The sequence below is a fragment of the Methanosphaera sp. ISO3-F5 genome (assembly GCF_034480035.2).
Lineage (GTDB): Archaea > Methanobacteriota > Methanobacteria > Methanobacteriales > Methanobacteriaceae > Methanosphaera.
Genome location: NZ_CP118753.2, coordinates 1,985,608 through 2,003,687, shown reverse-complemented (window position 1 = coordinate 2,003,687; position 18,080 = coordinate 1,985,608). Strand labels below are relative to the sequence as shown.

21 protein-coding genes, 1 tRNA gene and 1 pseudogene are annotated in these 18,080 nt (G+C 31.5%); 20 read left to right on the top strand and 3 right to left on the bottom strand.

Translation table 11 applies throughout. From position 1 onward, the window contains the following. Positions 1 to 15: 15 nt before the first annotated feature. A complete protein-coding gene (locus tag PXD04_RS20460) occupies positions 16 to 888 on the bottom strand; it encodes a ribose-phosphate diphosphokinase (RefSeq protein WP_323736659.1) in 873 nt (290 codons plus the stop codon). Between the two features lie 215 nt (positions 889 to 1,103). On the opposite strand from PXD04_RS20460, the gene hypA reads away from it, so the two are divergent. The 3 genes from hypA to PXD04_RS20445 are packed head-to-tail and all read left to right on the top strand — an operon-like array spanning position 1,104 to position 3,222. Next, a complete protein-coding gene (gene hypA, locus PXD04_RS20455) occupies positions 1,104 to 1,487 on the top strand; it encodes a hydrogenase maturation nickel metallochaperone HypA (protein ID WP_323736658.1) in 384 nt (127 codons plus the stop codon). Next, positions 1,480 to 2,133 (top strand): hydrogenase nickel incorporation protein HypB, encoded by a 654-nt coding sequence (gene hypB / locus PXD04_RS20450; protein WP_323736657.1) that lies wholly within the window; start codon positions 1,480 to 1,482, stop codon positions 2,131 to 2,133. The genes hypA and hypB overlap by 8 nt, the downstream gene beginning before the upstream one ends. 45 nt (positions 2,134 to 2,178) lie before the next feature. Then, positions 2,179 to 3,222 (top strand): DUF354 domain-containing protein, encoded by a 1,044-nt coding sequence (locus tag PXD04_RS20445; protein WP_323737489.1) that lies wholly within the window; start codon positions 2,179 to 2,181, stop codon positions 3,220 to 3,222. A gap of 6 nt (positions 3,223 to 3,228) precedes the next feature. Here PXD04_RS20445 and PXD04_RS20440 read toward each other — a convergent pair. Beyond that, positions 3,229 to 3,302, bottom strand: a tRNA-Ala gene (locus PXD04_RS20440). A gap of 185 nt (positions 3,303 to 3,487) precedes the next feature. Here PXD04_RS20440 and PXD04_RS20435 point away from each other — a divergent pair. The 6 genes from PXD04_RS20435 to PXD04_RS20410 all read left to right on the top strand — a co-directional run bounded on the left by PXD04_RS20435 (position 3,488) and on the right by PXD04_RS20410 (position 8,618). Then, positions 3,488 to 4,570 carry a hypothetical protein gene (locus PXD04_RS20435; protein WP_323736656.1) on the top strand — a complete coding sequence of 361 codons (1,083 nt, stop codon included), beginning with the start codon at positions 3,488 to 3,490 and terminating at the stop codon, positions 4,568 to 4,570. A 101-nt stretch (positions 4,571 to 4,671) separates the two neighbouring features. Continuing rightward, positions 4,672 to 5,649, top strand: coding sequence for a methionine synthase (locus PXD04_RS20430; RefSeq protein WP_323736655.1), 978 nt, complete (start codon positions 4,672 to 4,674; stop codon positions 5,647 to 5,649). Position 5,650: 1 nt separating this feature from the next. After that, entirely contained in the window at positions 5,651 to 6,280 is a 630-nt protein-coding gene (locus PXD04_RS20425) for a thymidylate synthase (protein WP_323736654.1), read from the top strand. A gap of 134 nt (positions 6,281 to 6,414) precedes the next feature. Further along, positions 6,415 to 7,398 (top strand): methenyltetrahydromethanopterin cyclohydrolase, encoded by a 984-nt coding sequence (mch, locus tag PXD04_RS20420; protein WP_323736653.1) that lies wholly within the window; start codon positions 6,415 to 6,417, stop codon positions 7,396 to 7,398. A 41-nt stretch (positions 7,399 to 7,439) separates the two neighbouring features. Then, entirely contained in the window at positions 7,440 to 7,904 is a 465-nt protein-coding gene (gene ribC, locus PXD04_RS20415; RefSeq protein ID WP_323736652.1) for a riboflavin synthase, read from the top strand. 366 nt (positions 7,905 to 8,270) lie between these two features. Then, entirely contained in the window at positions 8,271 to 8,618 is a 348-nt protein-coding gene (locus PXD04_RS20410; RefSeq protein WP_323736651.1) for a hypothetical protein, read from the top strand. A 15-nt stretch (positions 8,619 to 8,633) separates the two neighbouring features. Here the strand turns inward: PXD04_RS20410 and PXD04_RS20405 are convergent, their stop codons facing one another. Next, positions 8,634 to 8,945 carry a transcription factor S gene (locus tag PXD04_RS20405; protein ID WP_323736650.1) on the bottom strand — a complete coding sequence of 104 codons (312 nt, stop codon included), beginning with the start codon at positions 8,943 to 8,945 and terminating at the stop codon, positions 8,634 to 8,636. A gap of 298 nt (positions 8,946 to 9,243) precedes the next feature. Between PXD04_RS20405 and PXD04_RS20400 the strand changes: the two genes are divergently transcribed. The 11 genes and pseudogenes from PXD04_RS20400 (at position 9,244) to rrp42 (ending at position 17,788) form a co-directional block, all read left to right on the top strand. Next, a complete protein-coding gene (locus PXD04_RS20400) occupies positions 9,244 to 9,789 on the top strand; it encodes a 50S ribosomal protein L15e (protein ID WP_323736649.1) in 546 nt (181 codons plus the stop codon). Then, positions 9,790 to 10,218 carry an RNA-binding domain-containing protein gene (locus PXD04_RS20395; RefSeq protein ID WP_323736648.1) on the top strand — a complete coding sequence of 143 codons (429 nt, stop codon included), beginning with the start codon at positions 9,790 to 9,792 and terminating at the stop codon, positions 10,216 to 10,218. It abuts the gene before it with no gap. Between the two features lie 46 nt (positions 10,219 to 10,264). Next, complete coding sequence (rnp3, locus tag PXD04_RS20390) at positions 10,265 to 10,963, top strand: ribonuclease P protein component 3 (RefSeq protein ID WP_323736647.1); 699 nt, start codon at positions 10,265 to 10,267, stop codon at positions 10,961 to 10,963. Between the two features lie 29 nt (positions 10,964 to 10,992). Beyond that, on the top strand, positions 10,993 to 11,355 hold the full coding sequence (locus PXD04_RS20385) for an Rpp14/Pop5 family protein (RefSeq protein WP_323736646.1): 363 nt from the start codon (positions 10,993 to 10,995) through the stop codon (positions 11,353 to 11,355). A 126-nt stretch (positions 11,356 to 11,481) separates the two neighbouring features. Next, entirely contained in the window at positions 11,482 to 12,834 is a 1,353-nt protein-coding gene (purB, locus tag PXD04_RS20380) for an adenylosuccinate lyase (RefSeq protein ID WP_323736645.1), read from the top strand. Between the two features lie 279 nt (positions 12,835 to 13,113). Continuing rightward, on the top strand, positions 13,114 to 13,302 hold the full coding sequence (locus tag PXD04_RS20375; protein WP_323736644.1) for a hypothetical protein: 189 nt from the start codon (positions 13,114 to 13,116) through the stop codon (positions 13,300 to 13,302). Positions 13,303 to 13,834: 532 nt separating this feature from the next. Beyond that, positions 13,835 to 14,584, top strand: a pseudogene (gene psmA / locus PXD04_RS20370) (archaeal proteasome endopeptidase complex subunit alpha); the annotation flags it as partial. Positions 14,585 to 14,898: 314 nt separating this feature from the next. After that, positions 14,899 to 15,594 carry a ribosome assembly factor SBDS gene (locus PXD04_RS20365; protein ID WP_323736642.1) on the top strand — a complete coding sequence of 232 codons (696 nt, stop codon included), beginning with the start codon at positions 14,899 to 14,901 and terminating at the stop codon, positions 15,592 to 15,594. Between the two features lie 15 nt (positions 15,595 to 15,609). Next, complete coding sequence (locus PXD04_RS20360) at positions 15,610 to 16,272, top strand: exosome complex protein Rrp4 (RefSeq protein WP_323736641.1); 663 nt, start codon at positions 15,610 to 15,612, stop codon at positions 16,270 to 16,272. Positions 16,273 to 16,287: 15 nt separating this feature from the next. Then, positions 16,288 to 17,004, top strand: a complete 717-nt coding sequence (gene rrp41, locus PXD04_RS20355; protein WP_323736640.1) for an exosome complex exonuclease Rrp41 — start codon at positions 16,288 to 16,290, stop codon at positions 17,002 to 17,004. Continuing rightward, complete coding sequence (rrp42, locus tag PXD04_RS20350) at positions 16,985 to 17,788, top strand: exosome complex protein Rrp42 (RefSeq protein ID WP_323736639.1); 804 nt, start codon at positions 16,985 to 16,987, stop codon at positions 17,786 to 17,788. The genes rrp41 and rrp42 overlap by 20 nt, the downstream gene beginning before the upstream one ends. Positions 17,789 to 18,080 lie beyond the last annotated feature (292 nt).

The window sequence follows — 18,080 nt, the reverse complement described above, 5'->3', positions numbered from 1 at the left end:
TTTAAAATAGCATTTTTATAATGATTTTAAGTGGTTAGCAATTGTTTGTGCTAAACTTATATTTGAAACTTCACTTTTTAGAGTGTTTGTTCCCTGTACACTTCTTGCTCCTGCAGCACTGATTTTTATTACTGCATCATTTACGAGAACTGGGTGTACACAGAATACATCTACTGATACTGCTCCCTGTTCTTTAAGTATGTTGATTGCGTTTACTATTGTTCCACCAGTACTTATGATGTCATCTATTATTACTACTTGCTTATCTTCTACTGATATGTTTTTTGTTTTTGTTTCAACTACTTCTGGTGATAAGCGTACTTTTTCAAGGTAGTCATAATCTGTGTCTAGTATTGTTGCTATTTCTTTAGCAAAGTTTTGTGCACCTTTATCTGGTGCTAGTATTACTGGTTTTTCGTTGAATGTTTCTTTTATGTGTTGTGCTATTGCTGGCATTGCTGATAAGTTATCTACTGGTATGTCATATAAGTCACATATGCTTTCTTCGTGGAGGTTTATTGAGATTAATCGTTTTATTCCCATACTCTGTATGAGTGTTGCTGTGGCTTTTGCTGATATGCATTCTGTTTCTTTAAATCTGCGTTCTTGACGACTGTATCCGAGGTATGGTGATACTACTGTGATGTCTTTTATGTTCATATCTTTTAATGTGTCTAATATGAAGAATAGTTCCATCATGTTTTCGTCTTGTGGATATCCTGTTGATTGAATTACGCAGACTTTTTCATCTTCTGGTATTTCTTCTTTTATTCTCAGGTATCTTTCACCGTCTGGAAACTTTTTTGTTTCAACGTTACATAATTTATCATCTAATTCTGTTGCAACTTGTGCTGCTAATGCTTGTGAAGCTGATCCACCTATTATCATTATTTTTATCCTCTTTATCATTAAATTTTTTTTTGAAAGATAATATTTTCTTGTTATATGAATTTTTGTTATTCTTTTTTAAAATATTTTAATTTTTTATTTTTGAATAAAATAATTATAATTAAATTAGAGTAAAGATAAAAATAAATATTAATAAATAATAAAAAAATATGAAATAAAAAAAAATAAATTCAAAATAATGGAGCAAAAATACCATGCATGAATTATCAATGGCTAATAGTATGGTTGAGGCCATACTTGATACTGCAAAGAAAAATGATGCCATAAAAATTAATGAAGCCGTGTTTGAAGTTGGAGAACTGACTATGCTAAATCCGGAACAGTTAAGGTTTATGATGGATGTTCTCAGAGAAGGAACCATCTTTGAAGATGCTAAAATAATAATCAATATGATTCCTACAAAGATTGAATGTGAATCATGTGGATTTACAGGATCAATAGAAACAGATGAAAATACGGATCATTTAATGACTGTTGCAACATGCCCGGAATGTAAAAATACGAGAGTACATATATTACAGGGCCAGGAATGTAACATTAAAACTATAAAAATTGAGAAGGATGATGAAAATGCATAATGTAGCAAGTATAGAAATAGAACAGGATATTATTCAAGCAAATGATAAATTAGCATATGACAATAGAACAAAATTTGATGAAAAAGGAGTGTTTGCAGTAGACCTTGTGGGTGCTGTAGGATCAGGTAAAACATCATTACTCGAAAAATTAATTGATGAAATGGATGATGATATTGGAGTAATAGCTGGAGATATTCTAAGTAAGTTTGATGCTAAAAGAATAGAAGATAAAAATGTTCCAGTTAAGGGTTTGAACACTGGAAAAGAATGTCACCTTGATGCACATCTTATTGAACACGCTTTGCCTGATGTTCCTTTAGATGACATTTCCATATTGTTTATTGAAAATGTTGGAAACCTTATCTGTCCTGCTGACTTTAATCTTGGTGCACATGTAAGAACAGTGATTATTAGTGTAACCGAAGGAGACGACACTGCAGAAAAACATCCTATGATATTTAAAGGAGCTGACATGGCAATAGTTAACAAGGTTGACTTAGCTGATGCTGTGGGCGCAGATGCAGATAAAATGGTTAAAGACATTAAAACTATAAACCCTGACATTCCAGTTGTTAAATGTAGTTTAAAAACTGGAGAAGGTGTACAGGAAATTATTGACTTATACAAAAAGTTCCAAGAGCAATAATTGGAATTTTGTAACCAACTATTTTTTTTTATTATATTTTTTTTGGTGATTGTTGTGAAAATATGGATAGATATAGTTAATTCGCCACATGTAAGATTTTTTAATGGAATTATTAAAAGATTGAAGGCAGATGGTCATGAAGTTTTAATTACGGCAAGAGATTTCTCTAATATACATGATTTACTGGATATTTTTGGTTTAGAATATACTTCTATTGGTAATCATGGTGTTACTCTTGAAGAGAAGTTATTATCTAGTACTAAGCGAGCTTATGAACTATCCAAATTTATAGCAAAAGAAGATATTGACATAGCAATTACCAAGCATTCAATAGAATTACCTCGGGTAGCTTTTGGGCTGGGAATTCCTAACATTTTTGTTCTGGATAATGAACATGCTATTGCTGCTAATAAATTAACTCTTCCATTAACTAATAAGTTAATTATTCCGGAAATTTTTGATGTTTGGAATACTATTCATTTTGGTATGAATCCTAATGATATTGTTAGATATAATGGTACGTGTGAGGTTACTCATTTGGAGGATTTTGAATTTAATGAGAATATTCTTGATGATCTTGGTTTGGAGTTGAATAATGAAAAGATTATTTTGATGAGGCCGGAGCCTTCTCTTGCATCATATTTGGATGCTGATTGTACTAAGTCTGTTTTAACTCCAATTGTTGATGCTTTGAAAGATCAGGCAGATATTCTTGTAATTCCTCGTTTTAGGACTCAGGGTGAACTTTTTGAGGATTTGGAGAATGTTCATATTATTAAGACTCCTGTTGATACGTTTAGTCTTATGAAAAAGGCGGATCTTGTTATTGGTGCTGGGGGAACTATGAATAGGGAGGCAGCTTTGCTTGGAACTCCTGTTATTTCATGTTATCCTGGGAAACAATTGTCTGTTGACACTTATTATATTAGTAAAGGTTTTATGAAGCGTTCCAAAAATTTAAATGAAATTATTGAGTTGTCTAAGGAATTATTGAATGAAAAACCATGTAATCATTCTTTAGAAACTGATAATCTTATTGATTTGATTGTTGATGAAATTTATAAAACTTATAATGAACATAAAAATTAGATTGAGTGGACTAGTCGGGAGTTGAACCCGAGGCCTCCGCCATGCCAAGGCGACGCTCTACCAGGCTGAGCTACTAGCCCATAATTATTTTATTATTTATTTTTTTAATATAATAAATTTAACTATTTTTTTCATGTACTTATTCCATATACATTTTAACAATATTTTAATATTAAAAAGTATTAATATAAATATAGTTAAATAATATAGGAAATTAATTTAGTTTCCTGAAAATAAATGAATTATTTTAAGGATAGATGATTATATGGCATTAATAGCGTCAAGTCACTTGATGTTAATCATAGAATTTGCTATTCTGATACATTTAGGAGTTTTATTGTTATTGAACTTTATTCCTTTAAATTTCAGTTTAGTATTTGTTCTGTCATTAATATTAGGTGTTGGTTTAACAATTCTATTCGGAATAGATGCAGCATGTCTTGTACTGCCTATGTTTAATCATCACGAATTCACCCACCCGTATGGTCCTCTAGCTATACTGGTTGTGGTAACGTCGTGGTCGATAATACCCGTGATAGAAGGCCAAGGTTCCAAAACATCAAACATCAGATTATTATTATACTTGATTACTGCAGGAATAACTCTTTTCGGAGCAGTAGTTCATCGTGACTTCTTAATAATGTGGGCTCTTGGCCTAATAGCTGGTTTCTTAATAATTAGTAAAAATTTCAAGAAAGAAACATCATATGTAAATGTACGTAACATTTTCTTAATAATTGTTGGATTACTATTAGTATTTGGATTAATGGAAGGATTAGCACAATTATTAGATATGCAGATTATAAGTCCTCTTTCAAGGATTGACCGTATGAGTAATAACCAATTATCAAGTTTAAAACTGGTACTGGACAACACAAACCTCTGGGGACATACAGCTAATTCCACTTATTGGGGAAATGCTGGTCTAGGAAACAGTGATGGATATATTTCATTACCATTAACATTTGTAACATTATTCGGATTACCATTCCCGTTATTCTACGGAATACTGGTAACCAAGAAGGACGTTATTGACTACTTCTTGCCAGGAATTTTTGGAGTAGGATACGATTTTGGTTATATTGCATTAGCAATAACAGTAATCTGGATAATATCCGTAATAATTATTGGAATTAAAGTTCTGAACAAATACAGGATTCAGCGTGAACGTGGAAACAAGAAATTCCTTGGACGTGAGGCGTTACTTACGGGATCATTAGCTGCATTTATTGCACAGACGATTCTTGGATTTTTCATTATTACAAGGACAATTAATGGTTCAGCGTTAGTTACTTATTTATTCTTAAGTGCTATGGTTTTATCACATATAGTAACAACTAAACGTTAACATTTTTTCATCACCCCCCACATTTTTTTTCAGTTAAAAATATAATACTTTTTTTAGACAAACTAATAATTATAAAATAAATTTTTAGGATATATAATACTATGACCATAATTACAACAGTAGTCGGCAGTTATCCTACACACAGTTTTAAAGCCAATGGTTTTAATGAAAAGCTTAGTGAAACTCTTGGATTATTTGACCCATATAAACAATCAATCATTAATTCGGTAGAGGCATTTGTTAAAGCAGACATTGACATTATCTGTGATGGTCAAGTTCGTGAAGATATGGTGAAAATTTTTGCCAGCAAGATTAATGGATTTCGAATAGAGGATAATACTGCTTATGTTAAAGGAAAAATTACTCCAGCACCACACCCAATTTCTGTGAAAGATTTTAAGTTAGCATTTAAAACAGCAAAATCATTAAATCCCATGTTTAAATTAAATGCTCCATTGGAGGATATTTTTAATCATGAGGCAAAGGGAGTTAAAGGTATTTTAACCGGGCCAACCACCCTCATTCATTCATCATTGATTGAAAACTTTTATTCCAGTAAAGAAAATGCTATTTATGATATTGCAAGAGCATTACTTGTTGAAGCAAAGGAATTGGAGAATAATGGTGCCTGTGCTATACAGATAGATGAACCGTTTATTTCCACTGGTGCGGAGGATATTAATGTTTCTAAAACTGCCGTAGAAATAATTAGTGAAGAATTGGACATTCCCGTTATTTTACATGTTTGTGGTGACTTAAAGGATGTTTTAGGTGACTTGTTGGATTTTAATGTGGACATTTTAGATTTTGAATTCTCTGGAATGCCACAGAATATAGATTATTTGAAAAGAGAATGGTCATCCAGTAGGGATAAATATATTGGCATTGGCTGTGTGAACACTAAACTTGACAGTATTGATGAGAAGGAAGATGTTCGAAGTACTGTTAGTAGTGTTAAGAATATTATTAAGCAGGATAATATTATTATTGACCCTGATTGTGGTATGAGAACTTTAAGTAACGAGTTAAGTGAAGGAAAATTAAATTTATTGAAGGAAATTAAGGAGGAGGGTTTGTAGTATGGCAAAATTTATTAGGTCAAATAATATTGCGAATGCATGGTTAACTTGTGTTAAGAAGATTATGCTTGAAGGTAATGAAGTTACTGATGAAAGGGGTAGTTTGACTAAGGAAATACAAAATGTTATGATTGAAATTACTAATCCTGGTGATGATACTATTCCGGAATGTTCTCCATGGCATGATGATAGGCTTGAAACATATAAACAGGAGTTGCTTGACCCAGATAATGAGCAGGGTTTTGTTTATACTTATGGTAACCGGTTAAGACAATATTTTGATATTGATCAGATAGATACTTGTATTGATAAGTTAAATAATTGTCGTGAGTCCAGAAGGGCTATTGCTATTACTATAGATCCTATTCAGGACAATAAGGTTGATGAGATTCCTTGTTTACAGGAGATTGCATTTTTGATTCGGAATGATGAACTTTACATGACTGATTTTTTCAGAAGTAATGATTGTGGTGGTGCTACTTTTCCTAATTTGTTTGGTATTAGGGAGGTTGGTTATTATGTTGCGGAGAATACTGGTACCGAGTTAGTGAATATGGTTCATCATGCTATGAGTCTTCATATTTATGAACATGACTGGGATAAATGTAGGGAAATTTTGAAAAAATGGTGATGTATTGATTATTTTACATAACATTTATTATTAATAAAGACTATATAGAGCTATATTGAAGAGATTAGAATAAAACTATTGATTTAAACTAATTTTGACAGATTTTAAATTATTTTTTATAGGAGATACCGTTTATGAGTGAAAGTATGAATGTAGAAGCTAAAAAAATAGCTGACAAAATGGTTAAAGATGAAGAAAAATTAAAACTAAAATCATTCACCCTAGAAAATGGGACACTAGTTATTGATTGTGGTGTAGAAGCAAAGGGCAGTATTAAAGGTGGAGAACTGTTCACTAAGGTGTGTCTTGGTGGAATATGTGATGTTGGTATATCAATTCCTGGAGATTTAAGTGACATAATGGCCATGCCTGCAGTTAAAGTTAAAACTGATTTTCCTGCATTAACAACTCTTGGTTCACAGAAGGCTGGCTGGAATATTAGTGTGAATGGTTATCATGCTATGGGTTCAGGTCCTGCACAGGCACATAAGTTTAAAGATGATAAGATTTATGAATTAACAGGTTATACTGAAGAATCAGATATAGCAGTTATTACACTTGAAGCAAATAAGTTACCTACTGAGGAAGTTGCAGAGTTTATTGCCAGTGAATGTGGAGTTAGTACTGAAAATTTAACAATACTTGTTGCTCCTACATCATCACTTGTTGGTTCTATCCAGATATCTGGTCGTGCTTTAGAGGTTGGAGTTTATAAGATGTATGAAGTGATGGGCTTTGATATTACAAAAATTACTTATGCTGCTGGTATCACACCGATTACTCCTGTTGATCCTGATACTCTTAAGGCTATGGGAAAAACTAATGATGCTATTATTTTTGGTGGAAGAACCTATTATTATATTGAACCGGATGAAGGTGAAAGTTTAGAAGAATTGGCTGTTAATTTACCTTCTTCTTCATCAGAAAATTATGGTAAAAGTTTCCTAGAATTCTTTAAAGAAGCTGATGGTGATTTCTATAAGATACCTAAGGAAGTGTTTGCTCCTGCTCAGGTTATTGTGAATGATATGGTTACTGGTGAGATGTTCCATACTGGTAGTATTGATCTGGAAAGGCTTAAAAAATCTTTTGAAGTGAAGGAAGTTAAATTTTTATAAACAAAATTATTTGATTGTATTATTGGGAGAGTTGTTAATTAATGTCTAAGAGGATAGGTATTTGCAGTACTACTTTTGCCCGTTATGATATGGCTAGTGCTGCTATTAAGCAGATTAAGAAACAGGTTACTGGTGTTAAATTTGTTGAGTCTTATGTGCCTGGTGTTAAGGATTTGCCTGTGGCTGCTAAGAAATTGATTGAAGAAGAAAATTGTGATATTGTTATGGCTTTTGGTATGCCTGGTGGAGAGAAGATTGATAAGTTATGTGCTCATGAGGCTAGTACTGGGTTGATTCAGGCTCAGTTAATGACTAATACTCATATTTTGGAAGTTTTTGTTCATGAAGATGAGGGTAAGGATGATAAGGATTTGAAGGAGCTGATGTTTAACAGGGCAACTCAGCATGCTGATAATCTTGTTAAGATGTTGTTTAAGCCTGATCAGATGAGGCGTGAGATTGGTACGGGTATTCGTGAAGGCCGTGAGAATAAGGGTCCTTTATAGTTAATTAACAATTTTTATGTTTTTTCTCCCCCTTTTATTGTTTTTAGTGATGCTTTTTTTGTTATGTTTTCCTTGTTTGGTTTCGAGAAAAATGGAATTTTATAAAAATTATTTGTTTTGTGTTGAATGATTTCAGGGTGTTATTTTGGAAAATGATGTTTTTGGATTGGTTTGTTTTTTTGTGTTTTTTGTAATGGAAATTATTCATTTATTTTTAAAAGGGTTAATTATTTTTTGGCATTAATCTTTAAAACTGTGATTATTATATTTTATAAAAAATATTGCAATTATTAAACATTGTATAAATTCTTGGTAAAATAAATACCAAAAAATATAGTATATATGAAGTATATAAGAAATTATGTTATGATTAATAATGATGAAGAAGAGTTAAAACTTAAGCTTTCAACATTAGACTGCAACACATCAACCAAATATTACCAAGTAACTCAAACACTAAACGAAAACCAAAAACACAAAATAAAATCATACTTCCAGTACATGACACCAGAAGATTTCGATAACCTAGACAATGTAGCTGGAAAAACAAAGGGTTGGATGTGTAAAAGTGAAGACGTCAAGAAAGTTGAAGAGTTATTAGAAATAACTGAAACCAGGGAAAAATATAACTCAATGTTTAATAAAAACCCAAGAAAAACCACTAATGCAATAGAAAATCAAATAGAAAAAATAGCATTAAGTTTTTCAAAATAAACTATTCCTTTTTTTTTACCTGCGCCACGTATTACCACACTTAGTGCAACGATAAAATATAGTGGTAGCCTCATCAGACTTACGAGTTTGAACCATCCACCATTCCAGTTCTCGATTATGACACCTATAACATAAGCCACTGGTAGTGGGCATAGTATTAACCTTATCCCCAGTAACAATAATGTTCTGCTTATCAGAAACATCCTGTTCTATAAGATAATCCTTCTTTTTATCATCACTAATAACTTTCTCATACCCACAACCATAACAGTGCAAAATGTTATGTTTAGGCAGTAAAACCTTTCCACACTTCGGACAAAACTCCATAAATAATACCTCGTCAATAATCATAATCTGTTTTTCAACACTAATAAAACCAACAATTAATATACTACATTAAACATATATTGTATAGTATATAGAATATATGATGTTATATCAACAATATATTCTAAACTATTATATAAAACAATATGGGAATCATCTTCCCAGAAAATGAATATAATAAAGAAACTAATCAGAAAAATAGGATTAGTTTAAGTTTGAGGGAGAAAAAATAATCCCTTAAATACACAATAAAATAAATTGGATGTGGCCAAACGGCTGAACAATGAGGTGTATATTAATGTATAAACATATGCAAGATGCATGGAAAAACCCAAGCGAATCATACGTAAAAGAACTAATGAGAGAAAGATTACCTAAATGGAGAAGACAACCTGTAATTATCAGAATTGATAAACCTACAAGAATTGATAAAGCTCGAAAATTAGGTTACAAAGCAAAAACAGGATATGTTGTAGCAAGAATCAGAGTAAGAAGAGGATCAAGAAGAAAATCCAGATTCAAAAACGGTAGAGATCCAAAAAGAATGGGTGTTAACAAAATCTCTGGTGCAAAATCCATTCAAAGAATGGCAGAAGAACGTGTTGCACGTAAATATCCTAACTTAGAAGTTCTAAATTCCTACTGGGTATGGGAAGATGGTAAAGCAAAATACTATGAAGTAATCCTAGTTGATCCACAACGCCCAGAAATCCAACACGACAACAAAATCAATTGGATATGCAGTAAAAAACATACAAGACGTGCATTCCGTGGTTTAACCAGTGCTGGTAAAAAAGGTAGAGGATTACGTCACAAAGGTAAAGGTGCTGAAAAGGTTAGATAGATGATTCATAACATTTCCTATCGAACTTTTGTTTATGGTACCGAAGATGAAGAAAAAGTAATGACCGCCATAGGTCATCTTTTTCCTTCTATTTTACCAGAAAAAACCATAAATGAAGATTATTTTGGTAATAAGATAACTATTTTAACAGAAAAAATTACCAAAAAACGAACTAACAAAGACATTATTGCATTCCTAAATAATAACTTATCCAGTGAAGATAAGAAGATTATTAAGGAAGAATTAAATCGTAGAATTGATGAGAAAGGAAACTTGTTTCTGCGCTTTGATAAGCAATCAGCTTATGATGAAAAAATCAGATTAACTTATTCTGGTGATGCAATACATGTCAGAATAAAAATTGCTAGTTATCCGGTAAGTAAAGAAAATGCAATTAAGGTTGCTCATAAAATCTTTAACTTCTTATAACTAAAAAATTTTTTTTTATAATACTAATTTCCTAGGATTTAATCTTATGACTATTTTTTATGACTTTAATATAATTCCAAGAGAAGATGTTGTTGAAACTTTAGAAACATTTGGATTTAAAGGTGCATGCATCTTTTATGATTCGAAGAAGTATTTTGATAATAATTTAAGGGAAGTTTTTGAAGAATTGAATGAATCCACGACTCTTGATTTATATCATGGTATTGTTATTGATGAGGCTAATCCTCAATTGTTAAGAAAAGAGGTTCAGCGTTGTTATAGAAAGGTTGATTTGATAATGGCTAATGGTGGGGATGAAAGTTTAAACAGGATTATTTGTGAAACTCCTCAGATTGATATTATTAACCATCCTTATCGTAATAAGCGTAATAGTGGTCTTAATCATGTGCTTGCCAAGCTTCTTGTTGAGAATAATATTAGTGTTAATATTAATTTTAGAGATGTTCTGGAACATAGGGGTTATTTTAGGGCTAAAATTATTAATCAGATTAATCAGTTGCTTATGTTGCAGAGAAAGTATGATTTTAGGTGTGTTCTTAGTAGTGGTAGTGAATCTTTTTATGATGTGAAATCTCCTAGAAGTATGCTATTGCTAAGTCAACTGTTAGACATGGATATAAACTATGCAAAAAAATGCATGACAACATACCCTGAAGAAATAATTGAAAACATAACAATACATAAGGAAAGTATTGTTCAAGGTGTAAGAATAATCAAGGACTAAACCTATATTTATTGCATGCTGATGATAATATGAAATTAAAAATATTGCCCCCAACACTGAGAGAGAAAAAAAGATACATAGCACTAAAAATATACAGCCAAAACAGAATAAAAAAAGAGGACATTACAAACATCCTATGGAACAGTATAATAAACCTATATGGCGAAATAGAATCAAGCAAAATAAACCTATGGATAATAGAAACAAATGAAATAAAAAACAGCAAAAGATTCCAACAAAATGTCATAGTCAAATGTCAAAGAGGATACGAAGAAGAAGCAATAACCTCATTCAACACTATCTTCAGACAAAGAGAAACCAGAATAACAGTACATACAATAGGAACATCAGGAACAATAAAATCCCTGAAACAAAAATATAACCTCCCCTAACAAATCAACTATTTTTATCCCAAGAAATTATTTCAGAAAAAATATGTATTTTGAAAAATAAACCTATAAATAACAAAACTTTATTTTAAAGAATTATTAATTAAAAAAATTATTTAACTGATTATTATGGCAATACATCCAATAGAATTCAGATATGGTACTCCAGAAATGAAGGCTGTATGGGAACAGGAATCAAAATTACAAAACATGTTAAAAGTAGAAGCTGCACTAGCAAAAGCAGAAGGAGAAATAGGATTAATACCTAAGGAAGCAGCTGATGAAATAAACAGGAAAGCAACAACAGAATACGTTAAACAAGAAAGAGTAGATGAAATAGAAAAAGCAACAAACCATGATATTGGTGCACTAATGAAAGCACTAGAAGAAGTATGTGACAATGGTGCAGGAGAATACGTGCATTACGGTTCTACAAGTAATGATATCATAGACTCATCACAATCATTACAGTTAAAAGAATCAATAGAAATCATAAGAGAAAAAATAATTAAACTCATCAAAATACTCATCGACTTAGCAGAAGAACATAAAGATACTGTTACAATAGGACGTACCCATGGACAACACGCTTTACCTACAACATATGCAATGAAATTTGCAATATACATTGATGAATTAACACGTCAGATTGAAAGATTAGACCTTACCAAGGAACATGTATGTGTAGGAATGATGACTGGAGCAGTTGGTACAACAGCAGCTCTTGGAGAAACTGGATATGATATACATGTAAGAGTATCCGAGATTTTAGGACTTAACCCTGTGCACATATCTAACCAGGTTGTTCAAAGAGACAACCATGCAGAATATGTTATGACCCTTGCAAACCTTTGCAGTACATTAGAAAAAATGGCATTAGAAGTACGTAACCTTCAAAGAACTGAGATTATGGAAGTTGGAGAAAAATTTGATCCTGAAAAACAGATGGGAAGTAGTACTATGCCACATAAAAGAAATCCTATTACTGGTGAAAGAATATGTGGAGTATCCCGTGTTGTCAGATCATATGTGAATGCTGCACTTCAGGACAATCCATTATGGCATGAACGTGACCTTACCAATTCATCATGTGAAAGAATTATCTTACCTGAATCTGCAATATTAACTGATTATATATTAAACTTGTCAATTAAGTTATTCTCTAAATTAGATTTCTATGATGAGAATATTGAAAGAAATCTTAATGCTAGTAATGGTCTTGTTATGGCTGAAAGATTCATGTCTAAACTTACACAGAAGGGTATGGGTAGGCAGAGTGCTTATAGTATTGTTAGAAGATGTGCTATGGATGCTTATGAAGAGAATACTGGTCTTAGGGAAATGGTTTCCAAACAGGAGGAAATTACTAAGTATATGAGTCAGGATGAGATTGATGAAATTTTAGATCCTCATACTTATCTTGGTAGTAGCAGCAAGTTTGTTGATAATGTTATAAGTTATGCTCAGAAGTTTATTGAATAGTTTTTGAGTTTATATTTTTCCTATTTTTTTTAACTTTTTGATTGTTTTTTATTGTTGTTATTTTTTTGGTATTGATTTTGTTTTAAAAGAATTAATTAAATTAAATTTAAAATTTTTATCAATTTTATTTGACATACTTTATATAGTATGTAAGATATATAATACAATATACCTTAAGGGGTATAGGTATAGTATTAATCTTAACATACTATTAAAAAACAGGAAAAAAACATCCAAAATAATAGAATAAAAAAAAATAAAAGAAACAAGGTGATAAAAATGAACCTATTCAAAAAAATAGGAATACTAATATTTCAAATCCTAGCCTCAATATTAATAATACTAGCATTACTATTAGAACACTTATCACAAATAAGAGAAAAAACCAAAAAAACAACAAAAAACTTAGGAAATGAAAAAAGAAAAACAAACATTCACCAAACACCACTAACACATTCATTATCCTAAGCACTATTTTTTTAAACAATACCTGATTTCAAAAAAACTAATTTTAAAAAAAAGAATTATTGAATAAATATATTATGTTTTAAAATTACATCATAGATGTAATAATTAAATAGATTATTCCAATTGCAAATATAACTGCTATTGTTGCAGACAGAACATTTTCTAATTTTTCATTCACATTTTCACATCTAATTTTATAAATATACCATACCCTGTTAGGTATAAATAAATATAGTATTACTGATATATAAATATTTATGAACAATATTAGGAACTAATCAAAAAAATATAAAATAAAACAAAAAAAGATGAATATTTTATAAAAAAATATAAAATAAAATAAAAAAAATCACAAAGAATAAACAACAAAGAACCAAAAAAATAACAATTATACTAAGTATAAAAAAAAATACTCTCTTAAAAAAATATATTAATAACATAAGGTAATAATAATTAATGTAAACACAAAAAAATAAATAAAAAAGTTAATTACTTTAATTAATAACAAAAAAACAAAAGGAGAGGTTATTAAATGCAACAATTTTCAACAGCAGGATATGACAGAGCACTTACTGTATTCAGCCCAGATGGACGTTTATTCCAGATAGAATACGCAAGAGAAGCAGTAAAAAGAGGAACAACATCAGTAGGAATAGTATCAAAAGATGGAGTAATATTTGCAGTAGACAAAAAAGTAAAAAGCAAACTAGTAGTTCCAACATCAATAGAAAAAATATTCAAAATAGATGAACACATAGGAACTGCCTCCAGTGGACTAGTAGCTGATGCAAGAAGACTCGTAGATATTGCAAGAAGACAGGCACAAGTAAACAAATTACAATACCACGAACCAATATCCGTAACAGGACTAGCCAAATACATTGGCGACTTAGAACAAATGTACACCCAGAGCGGTGGAATCAGACCTTTCGGTATATCATTAATCATCGGAGGAGTATCCGATGGAGAATGCAGAGTCTATGAAACAGACCCAAGCGGAGCATTAGTAGAATACAAAGCAACAGCAATAGGATTCGGACGTGAAAAAGCACTTGAACTCTTCGAAGACAAATACGAAGACGACATTTCATTAGATGATGCGATTGATCTAGCAATAGAAGGAATTTACAAAGCCACCGATGGAAAAGTAGCAGATGATAGTGTGGAAATTTCAGTAGTAGACAAAGAAACTGCAACATACAGAAAACTTGGCGAAGAAGAAATTGAAGCATACGTTAACAAAGTAGTGGAACGTAAAGAACAGGAAAAGAAAGAAGCAGAAGAAAAAGCTAAGAAAGAAGCAGAAGAAAAAGAAGCACGTAAAGCTGAACTAAAAGCACAGAAAGAAGCTGAGAAAAAAGCAAAAGAAGCTGAAGAAGTTGAAGAAGCTGATGAATCTGCTGAAGATGATGAAGAATAATCTTCATCCCATACATTTTTTAACCACCAAAAAAAAAACATTACTATAAAACTATTTTTAAAAATTCAAAATCTACAAAATAACATAATTATTAATTGTTATTACTTATAAAATATTAAATGATATAAAAAAATAAAATTATGTTAAAAATTAATCATATTACTAGGTGAAATAAAATGGTAAATGTTGATGATGCAGTAATAGCAAGATTAGAAAGTTATGGAGAAAGATTTGAAATATTAGTAGATGCTGAATTAGCTGCAGATTACAAAAGAGGAAATGATATAGAAATAGAAAATGTACTGGCAGTTGAAGAAGTATTCAAGGATGCTCATAAAGCAGATAAGGCATCAGAAGAGAATATGATGAAAGCCTTCGAAACAACAGATGCCTTAGAAGTTGCTGACATAATCATTAAGAAGGGTAACATACAAATCACTGCAAACCAAAGAAAAAAGATGCAAGAGGAAAAAACCAAGCAGGTAATTAGTAAAATTGCACGTGAAGCTATTAACCCACAAACAAAACTTCCACACCCACCAAACAGAATTGAAAAAGCTATGGAAGAAGCAAAAGTTCATATTGATCCTATGAAAACAGTTGAGGAACAAATAGAACCAACCGTGAAAGCAATCCTTACAAAAATCCCTATACGTATTGAGAAAGTACAAGTAGCTGTTAAAATTCCTGGAACATATGCTGGTAAGTCATATAGTATTGTTTCACAATACGGTAAATTAATTAAGGAAGAATGGGAAAATGATGGAAGCTGGATTGGTATTGTGGAAATTCCTGGCGGATTACAGGACAAATTTTACACAGACCTTAGTGGATTAACCCATGGTGAAGTCGAAACAAAACTTCTTAAATAAGTACTAGTGATGAAGATGTTGTTCGTAGATAACAAACAAATTGTTTTACCCGGACATCTACTAGCCGACAGTGATCTTAAACTAGGACGAGGAACTTTCAGAGAAAATGGGAAAATTTTTTCTAACATGACAGGTATTGTGTATTTGGAAAGTGAAACAATTAGTGTCATACCTTTCAAGTATACTTATAAACCCAAATATGGTGACTTAATTATAGGTAAGGTAGTGAGTTCATCATATTCATCATGGACAATCAATATTAACAGCATATACCATGGATATTTATCAGCTTCCGAATTGTATGATAAGAACGAACAGAATATGAACCAGATAATTAATGTTAAGGATGTTCTGCTTTTAAGGGTTGCTAATGTTGATGAAATTAACAGGGTTAAATTAACTATACGTTCCCATGGTTTAGGAAAATTTAATCAGGGAGTTATTGTACGAGTAAAACAACCAACAGTACACTTTTTAAGTGAAGAGAATGCTTTTCTTAATAATATGATACAAGAGTATACTTGTACTGATATGATTGTTGCAAAAAATGGTTTAATATGGATTAATGGACTTAAGGAAAATGTTGAGAAATTATTGAAAATTATTGATGAAATAGAGAAAAATCCATTCAAACATAATCTTATTAAAATAGTTCAATCTAAAATTATGAACTTATAAAAAGGGAGATATAAAATGAATAAACAATTTATTAGAAAGGATGGACGGGCATTTAATTCTCTGCGTAATATGAAAATGAAGGTTGGCGTGTTAAATAATGCTGATGGTTCCGCATATGTTGAATGTGGTAATAATAAGGTTTTAGTTGGAGTGTATGGGCCTAGAGAATTATATTCTAAGAAGCATTCAAAGCCGGATGGTGCTGTTTTAAGATGTAAATATAATATGGCCCCTTTTTCTGTTAAGGAACGTAAACGGCCTGGACCTGATAGGCGTTCAACTGAAATATCCAAGCTTATTTCTGAGGCTATTACGCCAGGTATTTTTTTAGAGAAATATCCTCGTTCTTCTATTGATATTTCAATCGAAGTATTGGAGGCAGAGGGTGGTACTCGTTGTTTAGGTATTGTTGGTGCCAGTCTTGCCCTTGCTGATGCTGAAATTCCTATGAGGGATTTGATTAGTGCTTGTGCTGTGGGTAAGGTTGATAACCATATTGTTGTTGATTTATCTGAAGAGGAGGATCAGACTGGCCAGGCAGATATGCCTGTTGCTATTATGCCTCGTACGGGTGATATTACTTTCTTACAGATGGATGGTAATTTATCAGTTCCGGAGTTTGAGGATGCGTTGAAGTTGGCATTTGATGCTTGTTATTTTATTAATCAGTTACAGCAGGAAACATTGTTAAGTAAGTACGGAGGAGAAAAGGATGGTAAATATTATCTCTGAAGTATCAAAGGATAAGGTTTTTGATTTATTGAATCATGAACAGCGTATTGATGATAGGGAATTTTCGGAGTATCGTGATATCAAAATTAAAACTGGTTTTATTAAAAAGGCTGATGGTTCGGCTATGGTGTCTATTGGTGGTACTACTGTTCTTGCGGGTGTGAAGGCTCAAGTTGCTACGCCTTTCCCTAATAGTCCTGATAGTGGTATTATCATTACTAATGCTGAGTTGCTTGCTATTGCTAGTCGTAATTTTGAGTATGGTCCGCCTAATAAGTTTGCTGTTGAAATTTCCCGTGTTGTTGACAGAACTATTCGTGAGGCTCCTCTTATTGATTTGGGTAAGTTATGTATTGTTGAGGGCAGTAAGGTTTGGAAGTTGCATGTTGATATTGATATCTTGGATTTTGATGGTAATTTGATGGATGCTACTTGTTTGGCTGCTGTTAGTGCATTGTTAACTACTAAGATTCCTACTGCTAAGTTTGTTAATGATGAGTTGTCTATTGATGAGGATCATTTAGCTGGTCTGCCTATATTGAATAAGAGTGTTTTATGTACTGTTGTTAAGGTTAATGATCAGTTGATTGTGGATCCTATTCATGTTGAGGAGACTTTGATGGAGGCTAGTCTTTCTATTGGTTTTAGGGAGGATGGTACTTTGTGTGCTCTTCAAAAGTGTGGTTTAAATGTTATGACTGGCAGGGAAGTTATGCAGTCGATGAGTATGGCTTTTAATCATAGTAGGGATATGTTTTCTTTACTTGAAAAGTTGAAACCATAAGTATATATTAGATAAAGTTTAAAGATATTATATAGTTATATTATAAGGAAAATAGATTTTAGGTGTCTATTGGTTTAATTCCGAAATAATATTATTTTTTAAGCTAATTATTTGAAGTGCAGCAAGATTGTTGTTACTTTTTAGTTAATGAATACAATGAGTGGAGAAGTGCCTGTTAAACATTTTTATAGGTTTTTGTTTTAGAGGTAACTGTCTTTACATGTTATAATTATCTTCAAATATTTTTTTTAAGATATGGAAAGATAAACAATATTTCATATATTAACTTAAT

Excerpts from the sequence above, each read along its gene's own strand:
- PXD04_RS20460 (WP_323736659.1), bottom strand. The coding sequence starts at position 888 with ATGATAATAGGTGGATCAGCTTCACAAGCATTAGCAGCACAAGTTGCA.
- hypA (WP_323736658.1), top strand. The coding sequence starts at position 1,104 with ATGCATGAATTATCAATGGCTAATAGTATGGTTGAGGCCATACTTGAT.
- hypB (WP_323736657.1), top strand. The coding sequence starts at position 1,480 with ATGCATAATGTAGCAAGTATAGAAATAGAACAGGATATTATTCAAGCA.
- PXD04_RS20435 (WP_323736656.1), top strand. The coding sequence starts at position 3,488 with ATGGCATTAATAGCGTCAAGTCACTTGATGTTAATCATAGAATTTGCT.
- PXD04_RS20430 (WP_323736655.1), top strand. The coding sequence starts at position 4,672 with ATGACCATAATTACAACAGTAGTCGGCAGTTATCCTACACACAGTTTT.
- PXD04_RS20425 (WP_323736654.1), top strand. The coding sequence starts at position 5,651 with ATGGCAAAATTTATTAGGTCAAATAATATTGCGAATGCATGGTTAACT.
- mch (WP_323736653.1), top strand. The coding sequence starts at position 6,415 with ATGAGTGAAAGTATGAATGTAGAAGCTAAAAAAATAGCTGACAAAATG.
- ribC (WP_323736652.1), top strand. The coding sequence starts at position 7,440 with ATGTCTAAGAGGATAGGTATTTGCAGTACTACTTTTGCCCGTTATGAT.
- PXD04_RS20410 (WP_323736651.1), top strand. The coding sequence starts at position 8,271 with ATGATTAATAATGATGAAGAAGAGTTAAAACTTAAGCTTTCAACATTA.
- PXD04_RS20405 (WP_323736650.1), bottom strand. The coding sequence starts at position 8,945 with ATGGAGTTTTGTCCGAAGTGTGGAAAGGTTTTACTGCCTAAACATAAC.
- PXD04_RS20400 (WP_323736649.1), top strand. The coding sequence starts at position 9,244 with ATGTATAAACATATGCAAGATGCATGGAAAAACCCAAGCGAATCATAC.
- PXD04_RS20395 (WP_323736648.1), top strand. The coding sequence starts at position 9,790 with ATGATTCATAACATTTCCTATCGAACTTTTGTTTATGGTACCGAAGAT.
- rnp3 (WP_323736647.1), top strand. The coding sequence starts at position 10,265 with ATGACTATTTTTTATGACTTTAATATAATTCCAAGAGAAGATGTTGTT.
- PXD04_RS20385 (WP_323736646.1), top strand. The coding sequence starts at position 10,993 with ATGAAATTAAAAATATTGCCCCCAACACTGAGAGAGAAAAAAAGATAC.
- purB (WP_323736645.1), top strand. The coding sequence starts at position 11,482 with ATGGCAATACATCCAATAGAATTCAGATATGGTACTCCAGAAATGAAG.
- PXD04_RS20375 (WP_323736644.1), top strand. The coding sequence starts at position 13,114 with ATGAACCTATTCAAAAAAATAGGAATACTAATATTTCAAATCCTAGCC.
- PXD04_RS20365 (WP_323736642.1), top strand. The coding sequence starts at position 14,899 with ATGGTAAATGTTGATGATGCAGTAATAGCAAGATTAGAAAGTTATGGA.
- PXD04_RS20360 (WP_323736641.1), top strand. The coding sequence starts at position 15,610 with ATGTTGTTCGTAGATAACAAACAAATTGTTTTACCCGGACATCTACTA.
- rrp41 (WP_323736640.1), top strand. The coding sequence starts at position 16,288 with ATGAATAAACAATTTATTAGAAAGGATGGACGGGCATTTAATTCTCTG.
- rrp42 (WP_323736639.1), top strand. The coding sequence starts at position 16,985 with ATGGTAAATATTATCTCTGAAGTATCAAAGGATAAGGTTTTTGATTTA.